The organism is Tenacibaculum ascidiaceicola (genome assembly GCF_047470925.1).
Taxonomy (GTDB): Bacteria; Bacteroidota; Bacteroidia; order Flavobacteriales; family Flavobacteriaceae; genus Polaribacter; species Polaribacter discolor.
This window is the reverse complement of sequence record NZ_JAZKJP010000012.1, coordinates 76,108-89,063: the sequence shown is the minus strand read 5'-3', so window position 1 is coordinate 89,063 and position 12,956 is coordinate 76,108. Positions and strand designations below refer to the sequence as shown.

The 12,956-nt window shown below is 30.5% G+C and carries 12 protein-coding genes; 4 read left to right on the top strand and 8 right to left on the bottom strand.

Annotated elements, in window-relative coordinates; translation table 11 throughout:
* Positions 1 to 116 precede the first annotated feature (116 nt).
* Positions 117 to 2,537, bottom strand: coding sequence for a collagen binding domain-containing protein (locus VBY68_RS12425; RefSeq protein ID WP_415269912.1), 2,421 nt, complete (start codon positions 2,535 to 2,537; stop codon positions 117 to 119).
* 215 nt (positions 2,538 to 2,752) lie between these two features.
* The gene (gene metG, locus VBY68_RS12420; RefSeq protein WP_415269911.1) at positions 2,753 to 4,807 is read right to left on the bottom strand and encodes a methionine--tRNA ligase; all 2,055 of its coding nucleotides are present in this window, start codon (positions 4,805 to 4,807) and stop codon (positions 2,753 to 2,755) included.
* Between the two features lie 117 nt (positions 4,808 to 4,924).
* Here metG and VBY68_RS12415 point away from each other — a divergent pair, with 117 nt between their 5' ends.
* Positions 4,925 to 5,911 (top strand): S66 peptidase family protein, encoded by a 987-nt coding sequence (locus VBY68_RS12415; RefSeq protein WP_415269910.1) that lies wholly within the window; start codon positions 4,925 to 4,927, stop codon positions 5,909 to 5,911.
* Here the strand turns inward: VBY68_RS12415 and VBY68_RS12410 are convergent.
* Entirely contained in the window at positions 5,908 to 6,117 is a 210-nt protein-coding gene (locus tag VBY68_RS12410; RefSeq protein ID WP_099215148.1) for a YgaP family membrane protein, read from the bottom strand. The genes VBY68_RS12415 and VBY68_RS12410 overlap by 4 nt on opposite strands.
* A 39-nt stretch (positions 6,118 to 6,156) precedes the next feature.
* Between VBY68_RS12410 and VBY68_RS12405 the strand changes: the two genes are divergently transcribed.
* Complete coding sequence (locus tag VBY68_RS12405) at positions 6,157 to 6,516, top strand: YraN family protein (protein WP_415269909.1); 360 nt, start codon at positions 6,157 to 6,159, stop codon at positions 6,514 to 6,516.
* 56 nt (positions 6,517 to 6,572) lie between these two features.
* Here the strand turns inward: VBY68_RS12405 and VBY68_RS12400 are convergent, their stop codons facing one another.
* On the bottom strand, positions 6,573 to 7,955 hold the full coding sequence (locus VBY68_RS12400) for a TlpA family protein disulfide reductase (RefSeq protein ID WP_415269908.1): 1,383 nt from the start codon (positions 7,953 to 7,955) through the stop codon (positions 6,573 to 6,575).
* Positions 7,956 to 8,078: 123 nt separating this feature from the next.
* Here VBY68_RS12400 and VBY68_RS12395 point away from each other — a divergent pair, with 123 nt between their 5' ends.
* Complete coding sequence (locus VBY68_RS12395) at positions 8,079 to 8,873, top strand: SDR family oxidoreductase (RefSeq protein ID WP_415269907.1); 795 nt, start codon at positions 8,079 to 8,081, stop codon at positions 8,871 to 8,873.
* Here VBY68_RS12395 and VBY68_RS12390 read toward each other — a convergent pair.
* The gene (locus tag VBY68_RS12390) at positions 8,870 to 9,226 is read right to left on the bottom strand and encodes a hypothetical protein (protein WP_124588187.1); all 357 of its coding nucleotides are present in this window, start codon (positions 9,224 to 9,226) and stop codon (positions 8,870 to 8,872) included. The two genes, VBY68_RS12395 and VBY68_RS12390, sit on opposite strands and share 4 nt — an antisense overlap.
* An 81-nt stretch (positions 9,227 to 9,307) precedes the next feature.
* Between VBY68_RS12390 and VBY68_RS12385 the strand changes: the two genes are divergently transcribed.
* On the top strand, positions 9,308 to 9,838 hold the full coding sequence (locus VBY68_RS12385; protein WP_121146626.1) for a CvpA family protein: 531 nt from the start codon (positions 9,308 to 9,310) through the stop codon (positions 9,836 to 9,838).
* Between the two features lie 30 nt (positions 9,839 to 9,868).
* Here VBY68_RS12385 and VBY68_RS12380 read toward each other — a convergent pair whose 3' ends face one another.
* The 3 genes from VBY68_RS12380 to VBY68_RS12370 all read right to left on the bottom strand — a co-directional run bounded on the left by VBY68_RS12380 (position 9,869) and on the right by VBY68_RS12370 (position 12,934).
* Positions 9,869 to 10,495, bottom strand: a complete 627-nt coding sequence (locus VBY68_RS12380; RefSeq protein ID WP_099215154.1) for a carbonic anhydrase — start codon at positions 10,493 to 10,495, stop codon at positions 9,869 to 9,871.
* 138 nt (positions 10,496 to 10,633) lie between these two features.
* On the bottom strand, positions 10,634 to 11,263 hold the full coding sequence (locus VBY68_RS12375) for a carbonic anhydrase family protein (protein WP_121146627.1): 630 nt from the start codon (positions 11,261 to 11,263) through the stop codon (positions 10,634 to 10,636).
* Between the two features lie 90 nt (positions 11,264 to 11,353).
* Entirely contained in the window at positions 11,354 to 12,934 is a 1,581-nt protein-coding gene (locus VBY68_RS12370) for a SulP family inorganic anion transporter (protein WP_099215156.1), read from the bottom strand.
* Between the last annotated feature and the right edge of the window lie 22 nt (positions 12,935 to 12,956).

The following is a 12,956-nucleotide window of genomic DNA, read 5'->3' as shown; positions in this document are numbered from 1 at the left end:
GTTTTGTCACTAGGGGTATAATCACTTCTGATATAAAAATCTTTATATTTAAAAATAGTGTAACCAATATCACTTTTTTTAGGAGTGCTTTTTATTTTTTGACAAGTCTCTCTGTCTTATTTATTAGAATCAATATTTAATATTTTTTTAGCTACAATATATTTTCCGTCTTGGGTAATCCCTTCTATAAAAAGAAGGATGTTTGTATTAGCAGGGTTGTGTATTTTAAAACTTAAATTTCCTTCATTGTCTAACATAACATTAGGAATCCAGTTTATTACACCATATTCTTTGTAAAAAGAAGTGTTGTAAGTCGTGTATTTAGGAGTGTAAAACTTTTTGTTACTTGAAAAGGTTAATGGAAAATCAAACTTCCTATTATTGTCAATTTTTCTTTTTATGTTTGAAGTTTTTCGAGTGTAAATTTTTAAAACTCCATTAGATCCACGCATGCCCTCACCAAATCCATGTCGATTTGCAATCAGATAATCTATGTCATCCATACTGAAATGATGTAAAAAGTCAAGATTTGACTGAATCACATCGTCTAAGTAAACGGTTGGAGGAGCGGAGCTGAAAGATGATTTTCCTGAACTTTTACTTAAAATAAATTGCCCCATATATTCAGTAACTGTAAAACCCATTACATATGAAGTGATATAGTTAGATAATCTTAAATTAAACCTTCTATGAGAGTCATCTATTAAATAAATATCACCCCAATTTTTAGATTGAATCTTATCGATTCTTTGTTGTCTTAAATTTACATTAATAATGGCTTCGTCTAGGTTTTGATATTCATCAAGATTAGAGTATGAAAAAGGGCTAGTCTTAAACTCATAAGAATAATAACTGTTTTTGGGAGGTAAAGATGTTTTTAAATAGTTATTAATTAAAGGAATTTTATTAGGAGAAAATTGAACATATAAATTAGGTTTAATTAGTTTCCCCTTTTTATTTAGTACACTTAATTTTAAAGATTCTTCTTCTAATGGATACAAGCCGTCTTCAATAAAATACTTTTTATTTTCTTGGATGTTTATAATACTTGGATTACTAAGCTTTAATGGAGAAATAAAAAATTCAGAGTTATTAATATTGTTTTTATTTACTTTAATGGTAATACCATTTTCAAAAGCAAATCGACTTGAAGTGTTGTTTTCAAAAATAGAGTTCCAATCATAACTACTCCAACCTTGAGTGAGGAGTAAATTGTCTAAATGATATTTCTTTTTTCTATTAATATTAGTGAAATAATACCCCGCATTTTCTACATATCCTTTAACATATGGTTGTAGGTGTGTGTAAGAAATTATATTATGGTTTTTTTGATAAGCTTTAGTTTCTTTTGGTAGTACAGATACACTTAGGTGTAAATCGTTTTTAGTATTGTAAGATGGTTGAGAAAAGGGAACGTTAATTTGTAAAGAATCTTCTTTTCTTGAAAACTTAGCCTCCTCTAAACTTAACGTTTCAATACCTTTATAATTAAAAAATAGACGTTCTAAAATAGGATTGTTGTTCTCGTCAAAAAGAGTAAAAATATTTATACCAGGAAGTAAGTTTTTTTGATCAATTATTTTAATAAAACCAGTTTTGTTAAATTTAACTACACCTTCTTTTATAATATCTCCATTATGTATAATTAATTTAAAAGGTTTGTTTTTAATGTTTTTTAATGTTTCTTGATTTGTATTTAATTCTACAAGAACTTTGTTGTTTACTTGGCTTAGTTTAATCGAAACTCCTTTGCTTTTAGCTCCTGTAATAGTGTGTTTGTATTCTTTATCTAAATGAGTAATTTTAACTATGTAATTTTGTTTCGTCTTTGGAAGTAAAGAAAAATTACAAATACCTACAAAATTTGTTTTAAAAGTGGCAATAGAGGTGTTGTTAGAATCGTATACTTCGCCTACAACATTCGGAATACCATATCCGTTATTATCCTTTATAGTAACTCCTACTTTGGTTTTTATATTATTAACAAAGTGACCTCCTTCGGGTAAAAATTGGGCATCTATTGAGTTGGAAAGAGTACTTCTTTTTAAGTAAGATTTTTTTTCTGGATCTATAACTTTAAAAGATTCAATAAAAGCATTGGGCTCATTAAAGTTTTTCATCCAGTTTGTATATGCTTTAAAAGTATATTTTCCACTAGAAAAAAGACTGTCGATTCCAAACGAGTTATATGCAATTCCTCGATTAACTTTAATTAATTTGCTCTTAATAATTTGGTTGTTTTCATCTGTAATAACACAATACAGGTTTTTAGTTAAGAGTGAAGGTGTTTTTTTAGCTTTATCAATTATATAACTACAAAATCCCAAAGTTTCTCCTTTTATGTAGGTAGATTTATTAAGTTGAGAATAGGCTAGTTCTCTATATTCAGAAGCATAGTTTTGAAAATTATTGATTATTAAATTGCTTTTTTGTTTTTGTGCAAAGGAGAAGGTTTTAATAAAAAGGAGATTAATAAATAAAAATAATTTAAAGATTTTGATTAGCTTTTTTTTGTAGAATATGACTTCAGTTTTCATGTAATTTTTTTAGCAATGAATTCAGAATTCTTCAAAAATGATGCCTTAAATTAAGTGTGTTATAAGATAAATTTGAAATTTAATGAAGCTGTAGCTTTAAAATGCTTTATGATAGATAAGTAAGGGGTTAAAATTTCTTTAATAAAGATATAAAAAAAACAAAACCTCACTTTTTAGCAAGGTTTTGTATATGTAAATAAAAAGAGATTTCGTTTTTAAGCAATAAACTCTCCGTTGTTTACCTTTTCTGAAGGTTGCACAAAGGCTAATTTACCATCAGGAGTATCTGTCATTAAAATCATTCCTTGGCTTTCTACACCACGTAATTTTCTTGGAGCTAAATTACATAGTACAGATACTTGCTGCCCCACGATATCTTCCGGTTTAAAGCTTTCAGCAATTCCAGAAACAATAGTACGTGTGTCAATGCCTACATCTACGGTAAGTTTTAGTAGTTTTTTTGTTTTAGCTACTTTTTCAGCTGCAACAATAGTCCCTATTCGAATATCCATTTTAGTAAAATCATCAAATTCAATAGTATCCTTTTGAGGTTCTACTACCTTATTCTCAGCTTCGTTAGCTTTTTTTGTAGCTTCTAATTTATCTAACTGTGCTTGAATTGCAGTGTCTTCAATTTTAGAAAACAATAATTCAGCTTTATTAATTTGATGATCAGCAGGTAATAAAATATCTTTTTCAGCAATATCATTCCAAGAAAGATTGTCGTCAATATTTAAAATTGACTTTAATTTACCTGAGGTAAACGGTAAAAACGGTTCTGATACTACTGCTAAACCTGCTGCGATTTGCAAGGCAATATTCATAATGGTTTTGGTTCGCTCTTCATCAACCTTAATTACCTTCCATGGTTCCTCATCAGCTAAATATTTGTTACCTAAGCGAGCTAAATTCATCATTTCTTGAGAAGCCTCTCTAAAACGATAACGTTCTATAGATTTAGCAATTATATCAGGGAACTGTTTTAATTGTTCTAAGGTATCTTTATCAACTTCTGATAAATCACCAGCTTCAGGAATTACTCCGTTGTAGTATTTGTTTGTTAATACTACCACACGATTGATGAAATTTCCAAAAATAGCAACTAACTCGTTATTGTTTTTTGCTTGAAAATCTTTCCAAGTAAAATCGTTGTCTTTATTTTCAGGAGCATTGGCTGTTAAGGTATAACGCAATACATCTTGCTGATTAGGAAACTCTTCTAAATATTCATGTAACCAAACCGCCCAGTTTTTAGAAGTCGATAGCTTATTTCCTTCTAAATTTAAGAACTCATTTGCAGGTACATTATCTGGTAGAATAAAGTCGCCATGTGCCTTTAGCATTGCAGGGAAAATGATACAGTGAAATACAATATTATCTTTACCAATAAAGTGGACTAATTTAGTGTCGTCTTTTTTCCAATAATCTTCCCAGTTTTTACCTTCTCGTTCTGCCCATTCTTTAGTAGAAGAGATGTAACCAATAGGAGCGTCGAACCATACATATAATACTTTTCCATCAGCACCTTCCACAGGTACAGGAATACCCCAATCTAAATCACGGGTTACCGCACGCGGACGTAAACCGTCATCAATCCAAGATTTACATTGTCCTAATACATTTGGTTTCCAGTCATTTTTATGGCTTTCTAAAATCCATTCACGTAAAAAAGCTTCATGTTTATCTAATGGTAAAAACCAGTGTTTAGTTTCTTTTAAGGTAGGAACATTTCCAGTAATAGCTGATTTAGGATTAATTAAATCAGTAGCATTATGACTTGTACCACATTTTTCACATTGGTCTCCATAACTTTCTTCGTTTCCACACTTAGGGCATGTACCAATCACAAAACGATCTGCTAAAAACTGATTTGCTTCTTCGTCATATAGTTGTTGGGTAACTTCTTCAGTAAACTCACCATCGTTGTATAACTTCGTGAAGAAATCAGAAGCTGTTTTATGATGGATTTCAGCCGAGGTACGAGAATAGTTATCGAAAGAAATACCGAAATCTTCAAATGATTTTTTGATAATTCCGTTATACTTATCAATAATATCTTGTGGAGAAACACCTTCTTTTTTAGCACGCATAGGTATCGCAACTCCGTGTTCATCAGAACCACAAATATATGCTACGTCTTTTCCTTTTTGACGCAGATAACGCGCATAAATATCTCCAGGAACATATACACCTGCTAAATGTCCAATATGGATTGGTCCATTTGTATAAGGTAATGCTGCTGTAATTGTATATCTTTTTGGTGTACTCATGTTTTTTTCTACTAAAATTAAAGCGCAAAAGTACGAAAAAGCAATTTTTTATACTGTTATAAATTAGGTACATTTGATGGATTTTAAACCTTTAAGATCAAGAAAAGAGACTTGTTTATGGAAAAAAGAATTTTCATCTTATTTTTTTTACTGATAATTACATCAGTCTATGCGCAAAATGAAATTATGAAGTTAACCACACCACCATACTTGCAAAAAGGAGATACTATTGCAATTCTTGCTCCTGCTGGAATTTTAAAAAACCGTAAACCTACTATTGATAAAGCTAAAAAATTAGCAGAAAGCTGGGGGTTGAGAGTAGTATATGGTAAATATATGTTTAATCAGAATGATCATTTTGCTGGTACTGATGAAGAGCGATGTCAAGATTTTCAAGATGCATTGGATAATCCTAGTATTAAGGCAATTTGGAGTGCACGTGGAGGATATGGTTCTGTGAGAATTTTGGACAAGTTAGATTTTACTGAGTTTAAAAAGCATCCTAAATGGGTTATTGGTTATTCTGATATTACAGCGTTTCATAATCATATTCATAACTTAGGAGTGGAAACCTTACATGCTATGATGGCTACAAGTATGGAAGAGAGTTCTGAAGATATAGTAGAAACTATTGCAACTTTTAAAAAAGCATTATTTGGAGAAAAATTACGTTATGAGATTCCTGCTTCAAAAAAGAATAGGATAGGAGAGGTTTCAGGAGAGTTAGTTGGAGGTAACATAGCTATTTTGGCTTCTATGTTAGGCTCAGACAGTCAACTTTCCACAGATGGAAAAATTTTGTTTATAGAAGAAATAGGTGAATATAAATATTCAATCGATAGAATGTTGCAAAGCTTAAAACGGGCTGGATATTTCACAAAAGTTAAAGCGATTGTTGTTGGTGATATGACTAAAATTAAGAGAAATACAACACCATGGGGAAGCTCGATAGAACAGTTAATTTTAGAGGTTGTTCCTAAAGATATTCCTGTGCTATTTAATTTTCCTGCAGGTCACGAACCAGATAATAGAGCATTGATAATGGGTAGAGAAGTTAAATTATCGATAAGTAAGGATAAGCAGTGTTTGTTAGAGTTTAATTAGTTGTTTTTTGTTTTACATGTGTTTATTCCTAATAACTTATATAAAGGACAAAAGTTTACCAAACTAGTAACTAAAAGTATAATTGCTAGTACAAGTAAGATATTACCAAAAATTCCTGTAATAAATTCAAAGTAAGACAGCGCAGCTATAATTAGAGCGATTAAAGTTCTAATAGCTTTATCGGTGTTTCCCATGTTTTTTTTCATGATAAAAAGATTTAAGGTTACTCAAATATAAGTTTTTAAATGGCACAACACAATGAACTTGGTAAGAAAGGAGAGCAATTAGCAATGGATTATCTTGTTGAGAATGGGTATACTATTGTTGAAAAAAACTACCGATTTCAAAAAGCTGAGGTTGATATTATTGCTCAAAAGGAAGAAACTTTAGCTGTTGTAGAAGTTAAAACAAGATCAACAGCTTACTTTGGAAACCCACAAGATTTTGTAAATCCGAAGAAAATAAAACTATTAGTAACTGCTATTGATGATTATGTTACAAAAAATGATTTAGATGTAGAGATTCGGTTTGATATTATTGCTGTTGTTAAACAACGAAGCGAGTTTGTAATAAAACATATTGAAGATGCATTTTTGTACTTTTAAAAAGAAAAGCCCAACAAATTTGTTGGGCTTTTCTTTATATTGTTGTTAAAAGTAAATTATTTGTTGTCACCATTAAAATACTTTTCTACATCTTCTTCATGATCAGGCATTGCAATAATGTTCTTATCTTTATCTAATATAAAATAAGAAGGTGTACCAAGTAAGTTATACTTTTTAACTGTTTCGTTATCGAATTTATATTCAGGATGCGTTCCAATAGCATTATGCCATCCAGGTAAGTTTTTAACAAACTCATCCCATTCGTTTTCTTCATTTTCAATACCAAAAGAAACTACAGATACTTCTTTATGAGTCTGCATAAACTTATAAAGTTCAGGAATTTCTTTTACACAGTGTGGACAACCAGTACTCCAGAATACTAGTAAATACTTATTACCATCGTTTAATGTTGATAATTTATATTCTTGACCATCTTCTTCCCAAGAAAAATCAGGAGCTACTCTACCTACAGTTGCAAGTAATATATCCAGTTTTTCCTTCTTAAAATCGGCGTCTTGATCTTTTGCAGGAAGTTTGTCGTAATATTCAGCAAACATCCAATCCACAGCAGGTCCGTTACGCTTATCAGTAAGTGCACTAATTAAATAATCAATTACTGCTTTTTCTAATTTGTCAGAAGAAATTTTCTTCATAACGTTGGTAATAGATTCCTTAATAAGTTTTTGTTGAACTTTTTTATCTTCAGAATAGTTTAAATAGAAAACATAATCGTTAATTCTATCAATTAAAAAAGAAGAGTTGTATAAATCATCGCTTTTAAAGTCAATGTACTCAAAAAAGTTTTCACTAGTAGCAGATAAATAATCTTGTAAATTATTGTGAGGATTGTATGAATTATATCGGCGTGAAGCTTTTATAAAACTATTTACTAACATTCCTTGAGATTTATTTTCATAAATCTCTTGCACGTCTTCAAGTTCTTTAAGCTCTTTTTTATAAGCTTTTTTCGCATCTCTTGATTCTGTTTCTATATAAGAAGCTTGTAAAGAATCTATCTTTTTTTGTACAGCGTTATATGCTTGTAAGTATTCACTATATAGTTTGTTTTCTCTAGAGCTGGTAAAAAGAACTGATTGATCAGGGTATCTTGGGTTGAAAACGAATTCAACATTTTCTTTATTGAAGAAAAAATCAACAAAGCCAGCACCAGTATTTCTATAAGTAGCTCTGTAGGCTCCAGAAGTTGCTGTGTTAGGTAGTTCAAAACTAAACTTTCCTAAAACTTGTTTTTCACCACTTATTGCAACAGTGTCAAACTTAATTGTAGTATTCGCAAGGAACTTTTGCTTTGCACCTTCAATTTTATATAAAATAACCCAGTCTCCTTTATCTGGAGGGGTCATAGTACCTTTAACAGTGTACTGAGCATTTACAAGTGATGTGGTGAATATTAATAGAGCCAGTAATTTTTTCATCATAATATTTTAAAGGGTTATTAATAAGGTTTTAAAACTAGTCATTTACGAACTTCTATCCAAGAAGTGTACCACTTTTATTTTTTCTTACGTATTTTACAAACGATTTTTTAATTATTTGAAAACATGAACTTTAAAGAACAAATATTTTGGGTAACTGGCGCTTCTTCAGGAATTGGTAAATCTCTAGCTGTTGCGTTATCTAATTATGGAGCAAAGTTAATTATATCTTCAAGAAATGAAAGCTTTTTAAGAGAAGTGAAAAAACTTTGTAAAGTTCCTGAAAAAGTTATGATTCTGCCTCTAGATTTAGAAGATTATGAAAACCTTACAAATAAGGTAACCGAAGCTATTTCATTTTTTGGGAGAGTTGATGTTTTAGTAAATAACGGAGGGATAAGTCAACGATCGTTAGTAAAAGATACTTCAATAAAAGTAGATAAACGTTTAATGGATATTAATTATTTAGGAACAGTGTCATTAACAAAAGCTTTACTACCTCATTTTATTGAAAATAAATCGGGACACTTTGTTGTAACTACAAGTATTGTTGGAAAAATAGGAACTCCATTACGTTCTACTTACGCTGCTACCAAACATGCTTTGCATGGTTTTTTTGATAGTTTGAGAGCAGAGCATTACGAAGATAATATTGCTGTTACGTTAGTTTGCCCAGGGTTTGTAACTACGAATGTGTCAAAAAATGCACTGACAGGAAATGGTACTCCACAAAATACTATGGATACAGCCACAGCAAATGGAATACATCCAGATAGGTTTGCCGAGACGATGTTAAAAGCTATAAAAAATAGAAAAGAAGAAGTTTATATTGCAGGAGCAAAGGAAAAACTAGGTGTATATACCAAGCGCTTTTTTCCTAAGTTGTTATCAAAAATGATTAGGAAGTTAAGTGTTACCTAATCAAAAAAGTTAATTACTTCAAAATAATTAATGATAGCTTCTTTCATTAAAACCGATTGTTCACCAGGTCTTAAGTTAGGTAATTCAGTTAGTGTTTTATAATGGGGCCATCCATCATTATCAAAAAAATCGAATTCATAGTATCCGTATGGTTCTAATAATTTACAAATAGCAATATGCATAAGGTTGACTTTTTCATCCTTTTTAAACTTACGATGTCCTTGCCCTAATTCTTGAACACCAATTAAGTAGATGATTCCGTCAATATTCAGTTCATCTCCATCTGCAAATTGTTGTGATAACTGAGTTATTACAAAATCCCATTTTTCTTTTAAATTGGTTTCTTTTGTCATTTGTGTTTTTTGAAAAAGCAAAGATACAAATGAGTTATGTATATTTGAGCATAGATTTTATAGTAGAACGCTTTTATATTTATGAATACTTTTGATATTATTATTGCTGCATTACTACTTTTTGGCTTTGTAAGAGGTTTAATGAAAGGGTTGTTTGTAGAGGTTGCTTCTTTAGTTGCTTTGGTTGCAGGAGTTTATGGAGCTATCCATTTTTCATACTTTATTGGAGATTGGTTAAAAGACAGTGTTACTTGGGATGAAAAGTATATTTCTTTAGCGGCTTTTGCAGGAACTTTTGTGGTAATAATTGTAGCGATAGCACTATTAGGAAAAATTTTAACCAAAATAGCTGATTTTGCTGCTTTAGGAATTTTGAACAAAATTTTAGGTGGTGTTTTCGGAGCTTTAAAAATCGGATTAATTTTAAGTGTAATTTTTATTTTCTTCGGAAAAATGAATGATACTATTCCATTTGTAAAGGAGGAAAGCCTAGAAGAGTCTATTTTATTTAAACCGGTAAAAAAGATTGCTCCAACAATTTTTCCTTCAATTATAAAAGACGAGGATGAGCAAGAGGATAATAATAGTGAAGAGGTAAATCTAACAATATAAAAAAAGCGGATAATTTTTTATCCGCTTTTTTTAGTCTAAATGATAAATTTCCATAATATCTTCTAAAATATGCTCAAAATCGATATTTAAATCGATGAGGTTACCTGTTTTAATATCAAAAACCCAACCATGTACTTTTAAACCTCTATCTCTGTAAGCTTTTTGTACAGCGGCAGTTTTAATGAGGTTAACACATTGCTCTTGCACGTTTAAATCTACCAAACGATCGTAGCGGGCATTTTCGTCTTTTATCTTATTTAATTCATCTTTGTGTAAGCGATATACATCTCTAATGTAACGTAACCATGGGTTTAATAGGCCTAAATCAGCAGATTGCATTGCGGCTTTAACTCCACCACAAGAATAGTGACCACAAACAACAATATGGTTTACTTTTAAATGTTCAACAGCATATTCAATTACTGAAGCGGAATTTAAATCAATTGCAGGTACCATATTAGCAATGTTTCTATGTACAAAAACTTCACCAGGACTTGAACCCATCAAATCTTCTGCGGAAACTCTACTATCAGAACAACCTATATATAACAAGTCAGGACTTTGTCCTTCATTTAATTTTTTAAAGTAATCTTTATTGGTAGAGAGTTTGTTTTTTACCCACTCTTTATTGTTTTCAAAAATTTTAGATAGATTCATTAGTATTAAAATTGTTTGTTAGAAGAATCTTTTACTCTTGCTTTTTTTGTTTAAGCAAGACAACTTCCGAAGTTAATAAAAAAAGAGAACCTAAAACTAAATTTAGATTCTCTTTATAATAATTATAGGTTGTACTCTTTATTCATAAAAAGTAACAGAACCGTCTTTGATATCATACATAGCTCCAACAATCATAATTTCACCGTTTTTATGCATTTCTGCTAATACGTCGCTTTCATTTAAGATTCTATCAATAGTTAATTGTACGTTTTTTTCGGCAACATTATTTACAAATTCTAAATTAGAAGAGTTTCTCAAGCTTTCATCTTTAGGTTCTGTTACAGCTTCTACAGCTGGTTTAATTTTACCTAACATTTTAGTTAAGTTACCTAATTGAGCATTATCACAAGCTCCTTTAACTGCTCCACAACTAGTGTGTCCTAAGACAACAATTAATTTGGTGCCAGCTAATTTACAAGCAAACTCCATGCTACCTAAAATGTCTTCGTTTACAAAGTTACCAGCAATTCTTGCACTAAAAATATCTCCTAAACCTTGGTCGAAAACTAATTCAGCAGAAACTCTTGAATCGATACAGCTTAAAATTGTAGCAAAAGGGAATTGTCCTTCTCTCGTATCGTTAACTTGTTCTAATAAATTACGATTAGCTTTTAAGTTGTTTTGAAATCTTTGGTTTCCTTCTTTTAAGTATTGTAATGACTTTTCAGGAGTCATTGTAGCTTGAGTTTCTTTAGTGTGCGCTTTCATTGTATATATTTTTATAAGTTATGTTATATCGTTTTTATTATTACAAACAATACAAGTTTAAGAATATTGTTTGTAAAGTATTTTAAGGTTTTACGCTGCTTTAGGTCTAAGTTTAAAGAATTTAATAAAGCTTTCAGGGTTTTCTACAACACCGCGTTCTGAAATAAGTTTAATATTGATGTTTTTTTCTTTTGCTTTGAATGCAAAATCCTCTAAAATTTCAATAATATCATTATCTAAGTATCTAGTTTTTCTTACATCTAATTCTAAATGAGTGTCTTCAGGTAAACTATCTAACTCTTTTAAAATAGCTCCTTTATTAAAGAAAGTTACTTCTTCAGCAAGTGTCATTTTTATTTTATGTACACCATTACTTTTATCTTCAATATGTAAAAAGTGAGAGTTTTGGTAGCTTTTTATTAAGATAACAAAAACTCCTACTGCTAATCCTAAAGAAATTCCTGTAAGTAAATCGGTGAAAACAATACCTAAAACAGTTACAATAAAAGGAACAAATTGTTTCCATCCTAAAGAAAACATTTGTTTAAATAAGCTAGGTTTTGCTAACTTGTAGCCAACAACTAATAGTATTGCTGCTAAAACAGATAAAGGTATTTTATTTAATAAGGTAGGAATTAAAATAACTGATAGTAGTAATAATACCCCGTGAATAATTGCTGACATTTTAGATTTACCTCCTGATTGAATATTGGCAGAACTTCTAACAATTACTTGAGTAATAGGTAAACCTCCGATTAAACCAGATAAGATATTTCCTGTTCCTTGTGCTAATAATTCTCTATTTGTTGGAGTTACATTTTTATCTGGATCTAATTTATCTGTAGCTTCAACACAAAGTAAAGTTTCTAAACTAGCTACTAATGCAATTGTAAACGCAGTTACCCAAACTTCATAGTTTGTAATAGCGCTAAAGTCAGGGAATGTAAATTGTGTTAAGAAAGAATCGAAACTTTCAGGAATTGGTACACTTACCAAATGAGAAGCTTGTATTGCTAATGTTTCATTTCCTTGTGTTACTGTAAAAAATATAATTCCTGTTACTACAGCTACTAAAGGTCCTTGAATTAATTGGAATATTTTTCCTTTTTTACTTAAAACTTTATCCCAAAGAATTAAAATAGCTAACCCAATAAAACCAATAACCATTGATCCTATGGTAATATTATCAGTTATACTTAAAATAGCTGAAAAAGTGTTTTCACCTGAAGGTTCTATAAAGCTATCTGCTCCTTCTGGTTCAGCATCATATCCGAAGAAATGAGGAATTTGTTTTAAAATTATAATAATACCAATACCGGTAAGCATTCCTTTAATTACTGATGAAGGAAAGTAGTAACCAATAACTCCAGCTTTAAGAACACCAAAAAGTATTTGAATAATACCTCCTAATACAACAGCTACTAAGAAGTTTTCATAACCACCTAAGGCACCAATAGCAGTTAATACAATGGCAGCTAAACCAGCTGCAGGGCCACTAACTCCAATTTTAGAACCACTTAAGGCTCCGACAACAGTACCCCCTATAATTCCAGCAATTACACCTGAAAAAAGAGGAGCTCCACTAGCTAAAGCAATACCTAAACATAAAGGTAAGGCAACAAAGAATACAACAATACTAGCGGGTAAGTCGCTTTTAATAGTTTTAAACATAATATATGCGTTTGTTTAGACT

Excerpts from the sequence above, each read along its gene's own strand:
- VBY68_RS12425 (WP_415269912.1), bottom strand. The coding sequence starts at position 2,537 with ATGAAAACTGAAGTCATATTCTACAAAAAAAAGCTAATCAAAATCTTT.
- metG (WP_415269911.1), bottom strand. The coding sequence starts at position 4,807 with ATGAGTACACCAAAAAGATATACAATTACAGCAGCATTACCTTATACA.
- VBY68_RS12415 (WP_415269910.1), top strand. The coding sequence starts at position 4,925 with ATGGAAAAAAGAATTTTCATCTTATTTTTTTTACTGATAATTACATCA.
- VBY68_RS12410 (WP_099215148.1), bottom strand. The coding sequence starts at position 6,117 with ATGAAAAAAAACATGGGAAACACCGATAAAGCTATTAGAACTTTAATC.
- VBY68_RS12405 (WP_415269909.1), top strand. The coding sequence starts at position 6,157 with ATGGCACAACACAATGAACTTGGTAAGAAAGGAGAGCAATTAGCAATG.
- VBY68_RS12400 (WP_415269908.1), bottom strand. The coding sequence starts at position 7,955 with ATGATGAAAAAATTACTGGCTCTATTAATATTCACCACATCACTTGTA.
- VBY68_RS12395 (WP_415269907.1), top strand. The coding sequence starts at position 8,079 with ATGAACTTTAAAGAACAAATATTTTGGGTAACTGGCGCTTCTTCAGGA.
- VBY68_RS12390 (WP_124588187.1), bottom strand. The coding sequence starts at position 9,226 with ATGACAAAAGAAACCAATTTAAAAGAAAAATGGGATTTTGTAATAACT.
- VBY68_RS12385 (WP_121146626.1), top strand. The coding sequence starts at position 9,308 with ATGAATACTTTTGATATTATTATTGCTGCATTACTACTTTTTGGCTTT.
- VBY68_RS12380 (WP_099215154.1), bottom strand. The coding sequence starts at position 10,495 with ATGAATCTATCTAAAATTTTTGAAAACAATAAAGAGTGGGTAAAAAAC.
- VBY68_RS12375 (WP_121146627.1), bottom strand. The coding sequence starts at position 11,263 with ATGAAAGCGCACACTAAAGAAACTCAAGCTACAATGACTCCTGAAAAG.
- VBY68_RS12370 (WP_099215156.1), bottom strand. The coding sequence starts at position 12,934 with ATGTTTAAAACTATTAAAAGCGACTTACCCGCTAGTATTGTTGTATTC.